Origin of the sequence: Pelomonas sp. V22, from assembly GCF_030014915.1 — a bacterium.
Classification (GTDB): domain Bacteria; phylum Pseudomonadota; class Gammaproteobacteria; order Burkholderiales; family Burkholderiaceae_C; genus JAUASW01.
In genome coordinates, this window is sequence record NZ_JAGIXS010000002.1 from 187,138 (window position 1) to 204,400 (window position 17,263).

Annotated in this window: 15 protein-coding genes; 10 read left to right on the forward strand and 5 right to left on the reverse strand. The window is 69.8% G+C overall.

The annotated features are described in order from the left end of the window. Positions 1–27: 27 nt before the first annotated feature. Positions 28–1,143 carry a glycosyltransferase family 4 protein gene (locus J7U46_RS10160; protein ID WP_282825420.1) on the forward strand — a complete coding sequence of 372 codons (1,116 nt, stop codon included), beginning with the start codon at positions 28–30 and terminating at the stop codon, positions 1,141–1,143. Here J7U46_RS10160 and J7U46_RS10165 read toward each other — a convergent pair. Then, positions 1,138–2,367 (reverse strand): nucleotidyltransferase family protein, encoded by a 1,230-nt coding sequence (locus J7U46_RS10165; RefSeq protein WP_282825422.1) that lies wholly within the window; start codon positions 2,365–2,367, stop codon positions 1,138–1,140. The genes J7U46_RS10160 and J7U46_RS10165 overlap by 6 nt on opposite strands. A gap of 40 nt (positions 2,368–2,407) precedes the next feature. Between J7U46_RS10165 and J7U46_RS10170 the strand changes: the two genes are divergently transcribed. Continuing rightward, a complete protein-coding gene (locus tag J7U46_RS10170) occupies positions 2,408–3,433 on the forward strand; it encodes a hypothetical protein (RefSeq protein WP_282825424.1) in 1,026 nt (341 codons plus the stop codon). Here J7U46_RS10170 and J7U46_RS10175 read toward each other — a convergent pair. Beyond that, positions 3,430–4,899 (reverse strand): B12-binding domain-containing radical SAM protein, encoded by a 1,470-nt coding sequence (locus tag J7U46_RS10175; RefSeq protein ID WP_282825426.1) that lies wholly within the window; start codon positions 4,897–4,899, stop codon positions 3,430–3,432. The genes J7U46_RS10170 and J7U46_RS10175 overlap by 4 nt on opposite strands. A 101-nt stretch (positions 4,900–5,000) precedes the next feature. On the opposite strand from J7U46_RS10175, the gene J7U46_RS10180 reads away from it, so the two are divergent. The 8 genes from J7U46_RS10180 to J7U46_RS10215 all read left to right on the forward strand — a co-directional run bounded on the left by J7U46_RS10180 (position 5,001) and on the right by J7U46_RS10215 (position 14,429). Next, entirely contained in the window at positions 5,001–5,357 is a 357-nt protein-coding gene (locus tag J7U46_RS10180; RefSeq protein ID WP_282825428.1) for a DUF2946 family protein, read from the forward strand. Between the two features lie 120 nt (positions 5,358–5,477). After that, positions 5,478–6,722, forward strand: coding sequence for a TolC family protein (locus J7U46_RS10185; RefSeq protein WP_282825430.1), 1,245 nt, complete (start codon positions 5,478–5,480; stop codon positions 6,720–6,722). After that, a complete protein-coding gene (locus J7U46_RS10190) occupies positions 6,719–7,270 on the forward strand; it encodes a hypothetical protein (RefSeq protein ID WP_282825431.1) in 552 nt (183 codons plus the stop codon). Before J7U46_RS10185 ends, J7U46_RS10190 begins: the two co-directional genes overlap by 4 nt. Further along, a complete protein-coding gene (locus tag J7U46_RS10195; protein WP_282825433.1) occupies positions 7,267–8,361 on the forward strand; it encodes an efflux RND transporter periplasmic adaptor subunit in 1,095 nt (364 codons plus the stop codon). Before J7U46_RS10190 ends, J7U46_RS10195 begins: the two co-directional genes overlap by 4 nt. Before the next feature lie 97 nt (positions 8,362–8,458). Then, complete coding sequence (locus J7U46_RS10200) at positions 8,459–11,566, forward strand: efflux RND transporter permease subunit (protein WP_282826194.1); 3,108 nt, start codon at positions 8,459–8,461, stop codon at positions 11,564–11,566. Positions 11,567–11,586: 20 nt separating this feature from the next. Further along, positions 11,587–11,955, forward strand: a complete 369-nt coding sequence (locus tag J7U46_RS10205) for a hypothetical protein (RefSeq protein WP_282825435.1) — start codon at positions 11,587–11,589, stop codon at positions 11,953–11,955. Beyond that, positions 11,952–12,323 carry a hypothetical protein gene (locus J7U46_RS10210; RefSeq protein ID WP_282825436.1) on the forward strand — a complete coding sequence of 124 codons (372 nt, stop codon included), beginning with the start codon at positions 11,952–11,954 and terminating at the stop codon, positions 12,321–12,323. The genes J7U46_RS10205 and J7U46_RS10210 overlap by 4 nt, the downstream gene beginning before the upstream one ends. A gap of 129 nt (positions 12,324–12,452) precedes the next feature. After that, complete coding sequence (locus J7U46_RS10215) at positions 12,453–14,429, forward strand: alkyl sulfatase dimerization domain-containing protein (protein ID WP_282825438.1); 1,977 nt, start codon at positions 12,453–12,455, stop codon at positions 14,427–14,429. Between the two features lie 4 nt (positions 14,430–14,433). Here the strand turns inward: J7U46_RS10215 and J7U46_RS10220 are convergent, their stop codons facing one another. From J7U46_RS10220 to J7U46_RS10230, 3 genes are all read right to left on the reverse strand, one after another. After that, positions 14,434–15,828, reverse strand: coding sequence for a DHA2 family efflux MFS transporter permease subunit (locus J7U46_RS10220; RefSeq protein ID WP_282825440.1), 1,395 nt, complete (start codon positions 15,826–15,828; stop codon positions 14,434–14,436). Between the two features lie 11 nt (positions 15,829–15,839). Next, the gene (locus J7U46_RS10225) at positions 15,840–16,541 is read right to left on the reverse strand and encodes an SDR family oxidoreductase (RefSeq protein WP_282825442.1); all 702 of its coding nucleotides are present in this window, start codon (positions 16,539–16,541) and stop codon (positions 15,840–15,842) included. Between the two features lie 97 nt (positions 16,542–16,638). Further along, entirely contained in the window at positions 16,639–17,238 is a 600-nt protein-coding gene (locus J7U46_RS10230) for a TetR/AcrR family transcriptional regulator (RefSeq protein WP_282825444.1), read from the reverse strand. Positions 17,239–17,263 lie beyond the last annotated feature (25 nt).

The following is a 17,263-nucleotide window of genomic DNA, read 5'->3' on the forward strand; positions in this document are numbered from 1 at the left end:
CGTTTCGGCGGTGAGGGAGTGCATGAAATGAAGATTGCCCTGCTCGTGCCCGGCGGGGTTGACCGCTCCGGCGAGCAGCGGGTCGTGCCCGCCTTGCTGTCGCTGATCAAGCGGCTGGCGGCGCGGCATGAGCTGCATGTGTTCGCGTTGCGGCAGGAGGCAAGACCCGGCACCTGGCCGCTGCTCGGTGCGCAGGTGCACAACATCGGCGTCGGCCGCCTGGCCTTGCTCCGCTGCCTGGCGGCCATCCGGCGCGAGCATGGGCAGGGCCGTTTCGACCTGGTGCACGCGATCTGGTCGGGCAGTTCGGGCCTGCGTGCCGTGCTGGCCGCGCGCTGGCTCGGCCTGCCCTGCCTGGTCCATCCGACCGGCGGCGAGCTGGTCGCCTTGCCTGATATCGGCTACGGCGACGCGCTGCGGGCCCGCAACCGGCTGCGCGAGCGCCTGGTGCTGAAAGCCGCCGACCGCGTCAGCGCGCCGAGTCGCGGCATGCTGGAGCGCCTGGCCGCCCTCGGCCTGCAGGCTGAGCGCATTCCCCTCGGTGCCGATCGAGAGGCCTGGCCCGTGCTGCCGCCGCGCCGGCGCACGGCGGGAGAGCCGCTGCGCCTGATCCATGTGGCCAGCCTGAACCCAGTCAAGGACCAGGACAGCTTGCTGCGCGCTGCGGCCGAGCTGCAGAGACAAGGCCTCGACTTCCGGTTGGATGTCGTTGGCGAGGACTGCCTGGCCGGTCGCATCCAGCAGCTGAGCCACCAGCTGGGACTGGACGCGCAGCTGCACTTCCACGGCTTCATGACGCAGCGCCAGCTGCAGCCGCTGCTGGCCCATGCAGACCTGCTGCTGCTCAGCTCGCGCCATGAGGCGGGCCCGCTGGTGCTGCTGGAGGCCGCGCTGGCCGGCGTGCCCTGTGTGGGCACGGCCGTCGGCCATCTGCGCGAATGGGCGCCGGACGCGGCCCTGGCGGTCGAGGTGGGCGATGCCGCGGGCCTCGCGGCGGCCGTGCAGCGCCTGGCATCCGACGAGCCACTGCGTATGCAACTGGCGGGCGAAGCCCAGCGCCGCGCCCTGCAGCAGGACGCGGACTGGACGGCAGCGGCCTTCGAGCGCGTCTATGAAGAAATGCTGGAGGCCCATCGTTCATGACACCTCATAGGCCATCGCCCGTTGCAGCGAGTACAGCGTCGGCACGCGCAGCGGACGGCCGACAGTCCAGCGCAAGAGCTTGTCGATGTGCGTACGGCCGGTCCAGCCTGCACTTGCCAGCTCCGGCTGGGTCGCGACCAGGTGGCGCATCTGCGTGCGGGTCGCGGCGCTGGGCCACAGCCGTGCCTTTATCAGGCCCAGGGCCTCGGCCGGCGAACGCGACCAGGCCAGACCCGGGAACGCAGCGATGCGCGGGCAGGACAGCGAGGCCTCGACGACATCCGCACGGCGGATCGCCAGGCGCAGCACCGGCGGGCAATCGCTGGCCAGCGATTGCAACAGGTCGCGCGGCAAGCAACCGGGAAAATGATGATCGAGCAGGCTGAGCGGCGGCAGCGCCCACCAGACGCCGTGCGAAGGCTCGGTCAGCAGTGCGGCCCAGTCGCCCGGCGACAGACGCGGCGCCAGCAGTGCCAGGTCCTGCAGCTGGATCAGGCGCAGCGTGCGGCTGCGCATATTGCCGGCCGCATGCAGCAGCAGGTGGCGCATCAGGGCCAGCCGGTCCGGGTAGGGATTGAGGCCGGGTCGAGGCAACGGCGTGCGTATCAGGGCCGTGATGTCGGTCTCGGCCACGGGCAAGGGCTCGGCCACGTGATCGTGCAGCTCGATGCGAATCGGATTGCTCGCATGCTCGCCAAAGCCGAGCGCCGCCGCAGGTTCGGCCGGCGAGAAGCTGCGGTGGCGAGCGCTGTCAAGATCGTCTCGATAGCCGAGGCCGCGCAGCAGCGCGGACGCAGGCTCCATGTCGCCGTGCGCGACCAGCAGGTCGAGGTCGGCCATCGGCCGCTCACCCTTGGCATGCAGGCCCAGTTCCAGCAGCGCCGCCCCCTTGAGCCGTTGCAGGGGGAGGCCCTCGAGCCGCGCCGCCTGGTCGATGTCGGCCAGCAAGGATTCGATGCGGGCCTGGCGCAGGCTGCCCTGGGCCTGCTGGTCGGCCAGGAAATGCGTCCACAGCTCAGGGCCCTGCCACTGCAGCCGCCGCGCCAGCAAGGCGCCTATGCCATGCATGGCCACGACGGCCAGCGCCGCCCGCCATTCGAAGGCATTCCAGCGCGGCGCCTGAGGCTGGGGCTGCGCCATCTCGGCAGCGAGGCGCAGCGTGGTCGCTTTCAGCGCGGCCTCGACCAGCGGCCTCTGCGGCAATTGCAATTGATCCTTACCCATTGCCCACTCCCGGGCCGACCACCGACCTAAGATGAAAACCATGCCCGAACGCCCTCTGCCTGCAGCCCTCGACCCCTTCGGCGAAAGCGCACCGCTGCGACTGCGCCGTCAGCTCGATCTGCTCGGCTGCCGCTTCGAGTTCCTCGCCGACAGCCCGGAGCTGTTCGAGCTCGTGGACGCGGCCTACGACGGCTTGCCCGCGCTGCACCTGGACGAGCGGCCCGTCGAGCTGCAGGTGCGCCTGCTGCTGCGCGAAGGGCCGACGCTGCCCGAGCTGCCGGCCGAGCCCACCATGCAAGGCGGGCCGGGCCTGCTGTGCGCCATCGTCGACGCCGACAACCACGCCATCGTCATGCCGGCGCAGCGCCAGGCCCAGGTGACGATCTCGCGCGGCCTGCTGGCCTACCCCTACAACGCGCGCTATGAGTTGCTGGAGTTCGCGGTGTTCACGCTGGCGGCCCGCGCACGCGCCCTGCTGCCGCTGCATGCGGGCTGCGTCGGCCGCAACGGCCGGGGCCTGCTGCTGATCGGCCAGAGCGGCGCCGGCAAATCGACCCTGTCCCTGCATGCGATGCAGCGGGGCATGGACTTCCTCACCGAGGACGCCAGCTTCCTGGCCAGCGAGGACCTGGCCATGGTCGGCATCTCCAATTTCCTGCACCTGCGCGACGACGCGCTGGACCTGCTTGACGATGCCGGCCTGCGCGCGCAGGTCCGCCGGTCGCCGCGCATCCGCCGCCGCAGCGGCGTCGAGAAGTACGAGCTCGATCTGCGCCAGTCGGGCGGCTCGTTGGCCGCCGCACCGCTGACACTCGCCGGCCTGGTCTTCATCGACCGGCAAGCGGCCGGCACCGAACCGGCCCTGCAGCCGCTCGCTCGCCCGCAGCTGCTCGAAGGCCTGGCGGCCAGCCAGCCCTATGCGCGCGGCCAGGAGGGCTGGGAGCAATGGGCGCAGCAGCTCAGCCATCTGCCTGCCCATCTGTTGAGGCGCAGCCCCCACCCGCGGGAGGGGGCGCGCTTGCTGGACGAGCTGCTCGCATCGCTGGCATCGCTGGATCAGGCCTAGCTGGCGGACCGGGCCAGGCCGGCCTCGCTGCGATGGGCCGGCTCGGTCGACAGCAGGGAGGCCCAGCGGCGGCCGAGCGCGGCGCGGGCCTCAGACGCGCCGCTGTGCCGACGGTCCACCTCGACCTGCTCATGCAGCAGGTCGCGCACCTCGCGATAGAAGTCCGTGCTGTAGCGGCCCGTGAACATCATGGCCAACTCACCACTGTCTTCCCAATGGGTCTTGGGCCCCAGCTGCTGGCGCACCTGCTCATGGAAGCGCGTGCCCGGCAGCGGATAGGAAACGCTGACGCCGATGTCGTCGGGCCGGGTCTCGGCGATCAGGCGCCGCGTGGCCAGCAGGTCCTCCAACTGCTCGCCCAGATAGCCGAGCTGGATGAAGAAGGCCGTGCGTATGCCCTGTTCGCCCAGCCTCTCGCGGGCGGTGCGGATCTGCTCGACGGTCGTGCCCTTGTTCATCCGGTCCAGCACCTGCTGGCTGCCGCTCTCGGCGCCCAGCCAGACCTCGCTGCAACCGGCCTCGCGCAGCGCCTCGGCCATGGCCGGGGTGATCAGGTCGGCGCGGCTCTGGATCGAGAACGGCAGGCCGCCGCCCCCCGCCTGCAAAGCCACGGCGAAGTCCTGCACCCATTCGGCCTTGAAGCCGAAGATGTCGTCGGCAAACCAGATGTGGTCCGGCGCGAAGCGGGCTTTCAGTTCGAGCATCTCGGCCGCCACCGCCTGCGGTTCGCGCTGCTGGTAGCGGTTGCCCCAGATCGGCTTGGCGCACCAGGCACAGCGGAACGAGCAGCCCTTGGAGGCCGCCATGTTCAGGCTGAAGCGGCCATGGGCTGCCTGCCAGACCGAGCGGTAGCGCTCCACGTCGACCAGGTCCCAGGCCACCGCCATCTCATCCGCCTGGCGGGCCGGATGCAGGCGCACGACCGTGGCCGCCACCGGGCTGTTCGCCGCCACGCGCGGCTGGCCTTCAAACAGGGCATGAACGCCGGAAAGGCCGGCGGTCAACGCGGCGGTGTCCTGGTCGAGATCCTGTTCCAGGCGCAGCAAGAGCTGCTGCAGCGCGCCATGGCCTTCGCCCTGCAGCGCGGCATCGGCACCGGCTTGCAGATAGGGGGCCGGCGCGTCGCTGACATCCGAGCCCGCCACGATGACCCGTGCGCCCCGGCTGCGCGCCATGGCGGTCATTTCGGCGGCCGCCCGCCGCATCGCGGCCAGGCACATTTTGCTCAGGTAGTTGTAGTTGTCTTCGTAGAGCAGCACCACTTGAGGCGCGTGCTCCCGCAGGCTGGCCTCGAAGTCCTGCAGGCCGCTCGCCAGCATGGCATCGAACAGACTCACCTCATGGCCCTGGCCACGCAGCAGCGCGGCAATCTGCAGCGTGGCCAGCGGCGGATAGGGTTTGGCGCGCTCGAACTGCTTGCTATCGAAGCGCAGGAAAAAGGAATGGGCGACCAGGATGGACAGCATGCAAGCTCCTGCGTGGGCCGGACGGTGCACAAATGCCGGCATGCGCGTGAATGCCACCAAGCGGGCGCAAGGTTCAATCCCGCTCCGATACACTCCCGCCCATGCCCCGCCGCCTCATCGCCCTCTTGCTGACGCTCTGCCTTTGCTGGCAGTCGCTGGCATTTGCCGGTGCCGAGGTGCTGGTGCGCCAGGGTGCGGCCCAGCAACATGCGCTGATGCACTTCGAGGGCCAGCTCCACCATCACCATGACCAGCATGGCGGCGTGCACAAGGACCAGTCCGGTGCCTCGACCCAGCATGCGATGGACGATGCCTGCATGTTCTGCCCGGCCTTGCTGCAAGACCTGATGCTCAGCCTGCCCACGGTGCGCCCCGACGCGCCGCTGGAAGCGCTGGCCACCGAGCCGCCGCTCCCGTACCTCCCCGCCCTCGAGCGACCTCCCAAACCGACGATCTGAATCCCGGGTCGCGGACCGCCTTGCTGCGCCTGAAGCCTTGCCGGCTCGGGTTCGCAGCGGCCGTTCGCATTGACGTGGCCTCTGCAGCGCCGCGTCCCACCGCACGGACGATCGTCATCAATGAATCAGCTTTCGAAAGCAAGCCCATGGCATCCGCCATGGCGCGCTGCTGGCCTGCTCGCACTCGCGCTGCTGGCCACGGGCAGCGCCTGGGCGCGCGAGCCCCTCACCCTGGCCCAGGCGCTGCAAGCGGCCTGGACCCGGTCCCTTGAATCCACCGAAGCCCAGGGCCGACAACGCCGTGCCGAGGCTGATCGGCAACTGGCCGCCAGCTGGCTGGCCGCACCGCCCAGCGTGGCTGTGAGCCAGCGCGAAGGCCGGGGCGCCCAGAGCGGCCAGCGCGAAACCGAGCTGGGCCTGGCCGCGCCGCTGTGGCGGCCGCAGCAGCGCGAAGCCAATGGCCAGAGCGCGCAGGCCGAGGCCGAGTGGGCGGCGGCCGCCGAGCAGGCCGCCCGCCTGCGCCTCGCTGGCCAGTTGCGCGAGCTCGCCGGCCGGCTGCAGCTGCTGCAAGCCGAGGCGCAGCAGGCAGCCTCGCAACAGCAGTTGCTGGACCAGGTGGCGGCCGATGTGGAGCGCCGCGTCAAGGCCGGTGACCTCGCGCCGGCCGATGGCCTGGCCGCGCGGGCCGAAGCCCTGGCCGCCGCCGGCCAGCAGCGCGAGCTGGCCCAAAGCCTGGCGCAGGCCCGCTCGGCCTGGCTGCTGCTGACCGGTCTGCAGCAGGTGCCCGAGGCCGAAAGCCCGGCCATGGTCACGCCCGAGCCCGACCGTCAACCGGAGCGCCATCCGGACCTGCAGCTGGCCGAGGCCGCCGTGACCCGCGCCAGCCTGCGCCTGGCCCAAGTCCGCAGCCAGCGAAGCGCGCCGCCTGAGCTGGGCGTGGGCGTGCGCCAGGAACGGCCGGGCCAGGGCCAGCCGGGGCAGAACAGCGTGACGCTGTCGCTGCGCATCCCCCTAGGCAGCGACACGCACAGCCGGCCCCAGCTGGCCGCCGCGCTGGCCGAGCAAGACCTGGCCCTGTCGCACAAGCTGCGCCTGCAGCGGCAGTTGCAGGCCGACGCCCAGCTGGCCCGCGAAGCGCTCGCTGCCGCCGAGGCCCAGGCCGGCGCCGAACAGCAGCGCGCCTCGCTGCTGCGCCAGCGTGCGCAATGGCTGGACCAGGCCTTCAAGGCCGGTGAAACCTCCCTGCCCGAACTGCTGCGTGCCCTCGCCGCCGCCGCCCAGGCCGATGCCTCGGCCGCACGCCAGCAAGCCGCCCAGGCCCTCGCCGTGGCCCGGCTTCAACAAGCTCTTGGATTGATCCCATGAAACATCCCATTCTTCTTTTCGTCGCCCTGCTGCTCGCCAGCAGCGGCGCAGCCGCCCATGGCGGCGACGACCATGGCGCCAAGGCACCGGCGACCACCAGCGCTGCCACGCCCCGGCTCGAAGCCCACACCGAGCTGTTCGAGCTGGTGGCACGGCTGGAGGCCGACGAGCTCTCGCTGATGATCGACCGCTATGCCAGCAACGAGCCGCTGCTGAATGCCAGCGTCGAGCTGGAATCGGGCGGCCTCAAGGCCCGTGCCAAGTTCCATGCCGACATCGGCGACTACGCCGTCGACGACCCGGCCTTTCTGAAGCTGCTGGCCACACCGGGCGAGCATGCGCTGGTCATCACCGTGCAGGCCGGCTCCGAAGCCGACCTGCTCGACGGCGTGCTGCGGGTCAGCACGGCCGTCGAATCGACCGATGTTCATTCCGGCCATGCCGGTGGCCGCAGCCCCTGGCTGTGGGCCGGTTTGGTTGTCCCGCTGATCGCTGCGGCCGCCTGGTGGCGCCGCCGCACGGCCGCCAAGAAGGGAGCCTTCGCATGAAGACGCTCATCCTTTCCATCGCCCTGCTTCTTTGCACCGCAGCGCAGGCCCATGGCCCTGACGGCGACAAGCATGAGGAGCCCTCGGCCGTCGGCAGCGGCGGCCTGGCCCGCCTGCCCGATGGCAGCGTGCAGGTGCCCAAGCTGGCCCAGCGCCGCATGGGTGTGCGCACCCTGGTGGCGGCCGACACCGAAGCGGCCGCCAGCCTGCAGTTGCCGGGCCGCGTCGTCGTCGACCCCAATGCCAGCGGTCAGATCCAGTCGGCCCATGGCGGCCGCATCGAGGCGGGTCCGCGCGGCCTGCCGCTGCCCGGTCAGGCGGTCAAGGCCGGCGAGGTGCTGGCCTGGGTGCGACACCATGCCGAGCCCTATGCCTATGCGGCCCAGCAGTCGCAGCGCAGCGAGCTGCAGGCGGCGCGCGTGCTGGCGGAGAGCCGGCTCAAGCGCCTGGAATCGCTGGAAGGCACCGTGCCGCGCAAAGACATCGAGGCCGCCCGCGTCGAGCTGCAATCGCTGACCGAGCGCGAGGCCAGCGTGGCCGGCAGCATCGCCGCCCGCGAGGCCTTGCGTGCGCCGATCTCCGGCGTGGTGGCGCGCAGTGATCTCAAGGTCGGCGCCATCGTCGAGACCCGCGAGGTGCTGGTCGAGATCGTTGATCCGGCGCGGCTGATGGTCGAGGCCACGACCACCGATGCCGGCCTGGCCACGCGCATCGCCAGCGCCCGACTGGCCGAAGGCGGCGCCACCGAGCTGCAGCTGCTGGGCGCTGCCCGTGTGCTGCGGGACGGCGTGCTGCCGCTGAACTTCCGCGTCAAGGCCAAGGCTGACGTGCCGCTGGCACTCGGCCAGACGGTCGGCGTGGTCGTGCAGCTCGCCGACAAGCGCAAGGGCGTGGAGCTGCCCACGGCCGCCGTGGTGCGCGGCACGGCCAACGAGGCCGTGGTTTGGGTCAAGACCGGCGCCGAGCGCTACCGGCCACAAGCGGTGCAGACGCAGCCGCTCAATGGCACGACGCTCCTCGTGACTCAAGGCCTCACGGCCGGCCAGCGCGTGGTGGTCCAGGGCGCGGCCCTGGTCGCCCAGATCCGATAGCCATGACAGCCCCCACGTTCACTTCGTTCTCTGCCCCCCAAGGGGGCGTTCAGTCGCCTTGGGGCGGCCCGGCGCCGACAGAAGGAGCAGCACCATGATCTTCAACTGGATTGTCCAGACCAGCCTGCGCAACCGGCTCTTCGTGCTGGCCTTTGCCGCGCTCTTGATGGCCTATGGCCTGATCAGCGCCTGGCGCACGCCGGTCGATGTGTTCCCTGACCTCAACAAACCGCTGGTGACCGTGCTGACCGAGGCCGGCGGCATGGCGCCCGAGGAGGTGGAGCAGCTGGTCACCGTGCCGGTGGAGACGGCGCTCAACGGCATGCCTGGCGTGAGCCGCGTGCGCTCGACTTCGGGCGTGGGCCTGTCCATCGCCTATGCCGAGTTCGAGTGGGGCACCGACCTCTACCGCAACCGCCAGCTGGTGGCCGAGCGCCTCGCGCAGCTGCGCAGCCAGCTGCCTGCTGGTGTCGAGCCGACGATGGGGCCGGTCTCGTCCATCATGGGCGAGGTGATGCTGATCGCCCTGCCTCTGGGTGATCAGGCCGATCCCATGAAGGCGCGCGAGTACGCCGACTTCGTGCTCAGGCCGCGATTGCTCAGCATCCCCGGCGTGGCCCAGGTCGTGCCCATTGGCGGCGAGGTGCGGCAACTGCGCGTCGAGCCTGATCTGCAGAAGCTGGCGCAGCTGGGCCTGTCGCTGACCCAGCTGGAGCAGGCGCTGCGCGGCTATGCCGGCAATGCCGGCGGCGGCTTCGTGGACCTGAACGGCCGCGAGTACCTGATACGCCACCTGTCCCGCACCAACCGGCTCGAAGACCTGCAGGCGCTGGCCGTGGCCTGGAAGGACGGCCACGCAGTGCGCCTGGAGCAGGTTGCGCAGGTGCGCTTCGCGGCCGCCACCAAGCGCGGCGACGCCGGCTACCAGGGCCGGCCGGCCGTGGTGATCAGCGTGCAGAAGCAGCCCGCGGCCGATACCGTGCGGCTCAGCAAGTCCATCGACGCCGCCTTGGCCGAGCTGAAGGCTGGCATGCCCAAGAGCCTGGCCGCGCCGCAGGTGTTGTTCCGCCAGGCGGACTTCATCGAATCGTCCATCGGCAATGTCGGCGAGGCGCTGCGCGATGGCGCGGTGATGGTGGCCATCGTGCTGTTCGCCTTCCTGCTGTCGGCCCGCACCACCTTGATCTCGCTGCTGGCGATCCCGCTGTCGCTGGCGGTGACGGCGCTCGTGTTCCGCCTGCTGGACCAGTCGATCAATGTGATGACGCTGGGCGGCCTCGCGATTGCCATCGGCGAGCTGGTGGACGATGCCGTGGTCGACGTGGAAAACATCCTGCGCCGGCTCAAGGCGAACCGCACGGCCGAGACTCCCTTGCCACTGCTGGAGCTGCTGCGCCAGGCCAGCGTGGAGGTGCGGTCGGGCATCGTCTACGCCACGGTGATCGTGGTCCTGGTCTTCGTGCCGCTGTTCGCGCTGCCGGGCATCGAGGGCCGCTTGTTCGCGCCGCTGGGAATTGCCTACATCGTGTCCATCCTCGCCTCGATGCTGGTCTCGATGACGGTGACGCCGGTGCTGTGCAGCTTCCTCTTGCCCGGCATGAAGCGCCTGGACCATGGCGACAGCCCGTTGGTTGCGCGGCTCAAGCGCTGGGACGAGCGGCTCTTGCAGTGGTCGTTCCCGCGCTCCAAGCGGCTGATCGCCGTGGCGGTGATCGCGGTGGCTGGGGCTGCGGCCAGCATTCCGTTCTTCCCGCGTGCCTTCCTGCCGGCCTTCAACGAGGGCTCGCTGGTGCTCTCGCTGCTGTTCAACCCCGGCACCTCGCTCTCCGAGGCCAACCGCATGGGCGCCCTCGCGGAGCAGTTGATCAAGGAGGTGCCCGGTGTGGCCCAGGTCGGGCGCCGCACCGGCCGGGCCGAGCTGGACGAGCATGCCGAGGGCGTGCATTCCTCGGAGATCGACATCGACCTGAAGCGCGGCGGCAAGGACGTGGACCGCGCGGCCTTGCTCGCCGCCGTGCGCGCCCGGCTGGCCTCGCTGCCGGCGCAGATCTCCATCGGCCAGCCGATCTCGCACCGGCTGGACCATTTGCTCTCCGGCGTGCGAGCACAGATCGCCATCAAGGTCTTCGGCGACGACATCGACAGCCTGCGCGGCCTCGCAGAGCAGCTGCGCTCGCAGCTCGCCACCCTGCCCGGCCTCACCGACCTCACGGTCGAGAAGCAGGTGCTGATACCGCAGCTGCTGCTGCGACTGGACCATGAGCGCCTGGCCCGCACCGGCCTCGCACCGGGCGAGGCCTTGCGCATCCTGCAGACGCTGACCGACGGCAGCCCCACGGCTCAGCTCGTGGACGGCGCACGCCGCTACGAGCTGCTGCTGCGCCTGCCCGAGGGCCAGCGCGGCCCGCAGGAGCTCTCGCGCATGCTGATCGACACACCGGCCGGCAAGCTGCCGCTGTCCAGCTTCGCGAGCATCGAGGAGGCCGACGGGCCCAACCAGATCGGCCGCGAGAACGGCCGGCGGCGCATCGTCCTCTATGCCAACACCGACGGCACGGACATGGCTCATGTGATCGCCGACATCCGCGAGATCGTGGCCAGGACCGAGCTGCCCAGCGGCAGCTTCATCAGCCTGGAAGGCCAGTTCCAGGCGCAGGAGCAGGCGACGCGGCTGATACTCGCGCTCTCGCTGATCTCGCTGGCGATGATCTTCCTGGTGCTGTTCACGCGCTACCGCTCGGCCGTGCTGGCCGCCATCATCATGGCCAACATCCCGCTGGCCCTGATAGGCAGCGTGGTCGCCATGTGGATCGCCGGCGTGAGCCTCTCGGTGGCCACCATGGTGGGCTTCATCACGCTGGCCGGCATCGCCACGCGCAACGGCATCCTGAAGATCAGCCACTACGTCAACCTCTGCCGTTTCGAAGGCGAGCGCTTCGACCAGCAGATGATCGTGCGCGGCTCGCTGGAGCGGCTGACGCCGGTGCTGATGACGGCCCTGGTGGCGGCCTTCGCGCTCACGCCGCTGCTGCTCGCTGGCGACGCGCCGGGCAAGGAGATCCTGCATCCGGTGGCCGTGGTGATCTTCGGCGGCCTGGTCAGCTCCACCCTGCTCGACACCTTGCTCACGCCGCTGCTCTACTGGCGCTACGGCCGCCGGCCCACCGAGCGCCTGCTATCCACGGCCAGCAACGAAGCCCTTTGATTTCTCATGAGGACATGAACATGAAGAACACCCTGATCGCCATCACCCTGGCCTTGGCCGCCAGCCTCAGCCTCGCCCATGGCGATGCCAAGCCCCAGCATGGCGGCACCGTGCAGATGGCCGAAGACCTCGGCTTCGAACTGGTCAACGAGGCCGAGGGCCTGGCGATCTACCTGACCGACCACGGCAAGGCCTTCGCCGCCACGGGCATCAGCGGCAAGCTGACCCTGCTGGCCGGCGGCGCCAAGCAGGAGGCGGAACTCAAGCCCGCCGCCGACGGCAAGCTGCTGCGCGCCGCCGGCCTCAAGGCCGAGGCCGGGGCCAAGCTGGTGGCCGTGCTGAACGGCGTGCACGGCAAGACCGTGACCGTGCGCTGGAGCCTCAAGTGAAGCGCGCCGCCTTGTTGTCGCTGCTGGTCCTGGCCAGCGCCGCCGGCGCTGCCGTGCAGGAGATCCGCTGGAGCGAGGCCGGCGTCCATGCGCAGGCGCTCGAGCTCGCGCCTGGCAAGTTCGCCGAAGTCTGCGGGCCCTTGAAGGCCGGCGAGCAGGTGGCCTGGTCCTTCGAGGCCGATGGCCTCCTGAACTTCAACATCCACTTCCACGAGGGCGAGAAGGTCACCTACCCGTCCCGCGAGAACGGCGTGACAAAGCGCGAGGGCCTGCTCAAGGTCGAGCAGGGCCAGGGCTATTGCTGGATGTGGAGCAACAAGGGCGAGAAGCCGGTCAGGCTGAAGCTGCAGTTGCAGCAGAAGCGCTGAAGGCAGGAGGCCGCCCGGATCGGCGGAAACACCAATGCGCCGGACGCCGCGATCGGCGACAAGGCAGCAGACGAGTCCCGCGCCAGGCCGCAGCGCTGCGGGTCCGATCAATCACCGGAGATCGCCCCCATGAAGTTCAGGTCGAAGACGCCGCTCGCCGCCCTCTCCCTTGCCTTGCTGGCCCTGGCCGGCTGCAACCGCCAAAGCGGCGTCGGCGGTGCCAGCGGCGACGCCTCGCCGGCCACCGTGGCCGCCAACGCGCAGTTCGAGCAAAGCCTGCCGCTCGCCGATCAGCAGGACTTCGAGGACGCCAAGCGCGGCTTCATCGCGCGGCCGGAAGGCAAGATCCTCTCGGCCGACGGCAAGACCGTCCTCGTGGACTTCGACGCCTTCAAGTTCGTGGACGGCAAGGCGCCGTCCACGGTCAACCCCAGCCTCTGGCGCCATGCGCGTCTGAATGCCGAGATCGGGCTCTTCAAGGTCAGGGACGGCATCTACCAGCTGCGAGGCTTCGACATCAGCAACATGACGCTGATCGAGGGCAAGACCGGCTGGATCGTGGTGGACGCGCTGACCGCCCGCGAGAGCGCCGCTGCCGCGCTCGCCTTCGCGCGCCAGCACCTGGGCAACAAGCCGGTCACGGCCCTGCTTTTCACGCACAGCCATGCCGACCACTTCGGCGGCGCGCTGGGCGTGCTCACACCCGAGGAGGTGGCGGCGCGCCAAGTGCCGGTGATTGCCTCGGCCGGCTTCATCGAGGAATCGACCAGCGAGAACATCCTCGTCGGCACGGCCATGGCGCGGCGCTCGATCTACCAGTTCGGCAAGGACCTGGAGCGCTCGGCCAAGGGCCTCGTCGACACCGGCTTGGGCAAGAACGTGGCCTATGGGTCCATCGGCATCCTGCAGCCCAGCAAGCTGATCACACAGGCGACCGAAGAGCTGGAGCTGGACGGCCTGCGCTTCGTCTTCCACAACGTGCCCGGGGCCGAGGCGCCGGCCGAGATGACGTTCTCCATTCCCTCGCTGAAGGCCTATGGCGGCGCCGAGAACCTGGCCCAGACCATGCACAACCTGCTGCCCGTGCGCGGCGCCAAGGTGCGCGACGCGCTGCGCTGGAGCGAGTACATGCAGCAGGCGCTGGACCAGCTCGGCGATGCGGAGGTCTATTTCGGCCAGCACAACTGGCCGATCTGGGGCCAGGCCCGCATCACCGAGTTCATCACCAAGCACCGCGACGTCTACAAGTACACGCACGACCAGACGGTGCGCCTGATCAACGCGGGCCTCACGCCGCGCGAGATCGCCGACACGATCAAGCTGCCGGCCTCGCTGCAGCAGTACTTCGGCGCCCGCGGCTACTACGGCGACCTGCGCCACAACGTGAAGGCCGTCTACCAGTTCTACCTCGGCGCCTATGACGGCAACCCGGCCAATCTGAACCCGCTGCCGCCGGTGGAATCGGCCAAGCGCTATGTGCAACTGGCCGGCGGTGCCGACAAGGCTGTGCAGGCCGCGCAAACCGCGTTCGATGCCGGCGACTACCGCTGGGCGGCCGAGCTCCTGAACCACGTGGTCTTCGCCGAGAGCGGCAACGCGGCCGCCAAGGCCTTGCTGGCCAAGACCTACGAGCAGATGGGCTATGCCGCCGAGGCCTCGACCTGGCGCAACAGCTACCTCACGGCAGCCGCCGAGCTGAGGAACGGCCCGCCCAAGAAAGGCATCGACCGCTCCTTCCTGATCGACACCTTGATGCAGACGCCGCTGGAGCGCTTCTTCGAGGCCATGGCCGCCGGCCTTGATGGCCCGGCCGCCGAGGGCAAGAACCTGAAGATCAACCTGGTCTTCACCGACCGCAAGGAGAGCTACCAGCTCTGGATCGAGAACTCGGTGCTGCACCACCGCAAGGCCGAGCCCGCAGCAGACGCCAATGCCACGCTGACGCTGACCCATCCGATCTTCATCAAGATGATGGCCGGCACGGCCGGCGCCAAGGACACCCTGATGTCGGACGATCTCAAGACCAGCGGCAGCCGCATCGACCTGGTGCGCTTCTTCGGCCTGATCGACAAGGCGCCGGGCACCTTCCCCATCGTCACGCGCTGAGCGCTCAGGCCGCCTTGGGGCGCGTGTCGACGGCCAGGCAGAGCAAGGCCGTCATCAGCGCGAGGCCGATATGGCCGGCATACAGGGGCACGAAGCTCGCGTGGCTGAGGACGCCATGGCCGAGCAGCAGCACGGTCACGGCCACGCCGAGCACCGAGCCGATCTGGCGTATGGCCTGGTTCACCGCACTCCCCACCGCGTACTGATGGGGTGGCAGCTTGTGGGCAGCAGCAGCCGACAGCGAGGGCATCACGAGGCCGATGCCGATGCCGTTGAGGATCAGGCCGGGCAGCCAGCGGCCGAGGTAGTCGGGCGTCTCGCCCGGCATGGTCTTGAACCAGAGGCCGGCGAGGGCATAGATCAGGGCGCCTGTCACCATCACCGGTCGGTGGCCCATCCGCGCCGCCAGGCGGCCGCCTATGACGGCCGCCGGAATCACGATCAGCGGCCCCGGCGTCACGGCAAAGCCGGCCTGCGGCAGCGTGTAGTGCCAGATGCCGGTCATGTAGAAGAAAAAGCCGAAGAACATCATCGCGAAGGCCGCGCCGAAGGCCAGCGTGGCCAGGTTGACCATGGCGAAGGTCTTGTGACGGAACAGGCCGAGATCGACCAAGGGCTGCGGCGTCTTGCGGGCCCAGGCGACGAAGGCGGCCAACGAGACCGCGCCGGTGATGGCGGCGATGACGAGCTCGCCGCGCGTCCAGTGCGGCGATTCCGACTGCACGATGGACAGCGCAATCGCGCCCACGGCGAGTATCAGCAGCGTCATGCCGACTCCGTCGATCCGCCCATGGCCATTGCCTTTGGCTTCTGTCAGCGTACCCGCGCCGAACCACAGGGCCAGAGCGCCGATGGGCAGGTTGATGTAGAAGGCCCAAGGCCAACCGACGCTGTCCACCACCAGCGAGCCGAGGCTAGGCCCCACGGCGGCGGCCAGCGCGCTGACGGCGCCCCAGAGGCTGATCGCCACAGCGCGTTTCGCCGCCGGGAAGGCGCCGAGCACCAGGGACAGCGAGGCCGGCGTCAGGAGCGCTGCGCCCACCGCCTGCAGCGCCCGCGCCGCGATCAGCCAGCCCACGCTGCCAGCCAGGCCGCAGGCAGCCGAGGCGGCGAGGAACAGCACGGCGCCGAGCATGAAGATGCGCTTGCGGCCGCGCCGGTCGGCCAGGGCACCGGCCGGCACCAGCATGGCCGCGTAGATCACCGTGTAGGCGTTCAGAACCCAGGACAGATCGGCCGCCGAGGCCGAGGCGAAGCTGGCACGCAGCGCCGGGAAGGCGGCATAGAGCAGGGTCGTGTCCAGCGAGACCAGGAAAACGGCGGCGCTTGCAATCCAGAACACCGGCCAGGGCGAGCCGGCCGGCGTGGCGATGACGGGCGCGGTGGTGGTGGCGGTCATGGAATCGCTCCTCAGACGGCAGCCAGGTAGGCGGCCTGCGGCGAGCCGAGGCTGGCCTTGACCTGGCGCGTCATCTCGTCGCCCAGCACCTCCTCGGCACCGGCCTCCAGCGCATCGAAGGCCACGCGAACGATGTCCTCCGGCCGGCTCTTGGGCGCTTCCACGCCCGTGGTCAGGTCGGTGTCGACGAAGCCCATGTGCAGGCCCAGCACCTGGGTGCCCTGGCCGCGCAGTTCATGGCGCAAGCCATTCGTGAAAGCCCAGGCGGCCGACTTGCTGGCACCGTAGACGCCGAGCAGCGGCCGGTTGATCCAGCTGGCGATGGACAGCACGTTGAGGACGGCGCCACCGCCGTTGGCTGCCAAGGCCGGTGCGAATGCCTGGCTGAGCATGATGGGGCCGAAGACATTGGTCTCGAAGTGCTTGCGGGCCGAGGCCACGCTGCCCTCGGCCAGGAAGCCGCCGAAGTCGGCGATGCCGGCGTTGTTGATCAGGACGTCCACGTCCTTGAGCTCGGCCGCCAGCGCAGCGACCTCGTCGGGCTTGGTGACGTCAAGCCGCACCGGCACCACGCCGGGCAGCGTGATCTTCGAGGGGTCTCGCGCGGCCGCATAGACCTTGCGGGCGCCGCGTGCGAGGGCCTCCCGAGCAAAGGCCAGGCCGATGCCGCGGTTGGCGCCGGTGATGAGAACGGTGGCGTTGTGGAGCTTCATGGTTCGATTCCTTCTGTGGTTTGGATAAATATGATGATCGTCATATTGTTGATTCAAGAAATGGCCACCGCAGTGGCCGCCAAATCTGCTGGGCGCTTCAGCGCGCCTTCTGCTCCTCGGAATCCCGTTCGTAACGTTCGACCAATTGACGGCGGCTGCGCGTCAGCAGCGCCCGACCTTCCGCGTTGTCACCCAGCGCGCGGGCCAATTGCAGGCTGCCGACCAGGCTGGCGGCGACCACACCCGCATCGGCCTTGGCAGCAGCCGGCAGCGCCTCGCGCACCCGCTCGATCAGGCCTTGCACCCGCGCCACGCCGGCCTCGCGCAGCAGGCCTTCCTGCCTCGGCAGCTCGGAGGCCAGCGCCGCGACCGGGCAGCCCTGCTCCAGGGCGGACAAATGCGAGTCCGACAGATAGGACTCGACCAGGGCGCGCAGCGGACTCGCGCCCTTGGCGGCCTTGGCGGCCATGCGGGCACCGATGCTCTCGCTGCTGGCCCGTCCCGCATGGGCGATGGCCTCGGCGATCAAGGCCTCGCGCGAAGCGAAATGGGCATAGAAGCCGCCATGCGTGAGGCCGGCCTCCTTCATCACCTCGGCCACGCCCACGCCATCGTGGCCCGCACGGCGCAGCGCCCGCGCCGCTGCTTCGACGATGCGCTGATGGCTGAGCTCCTTGCGGCTGGGCGTGGTGGACATGGCTTGATTCAAAATATGATGCTCG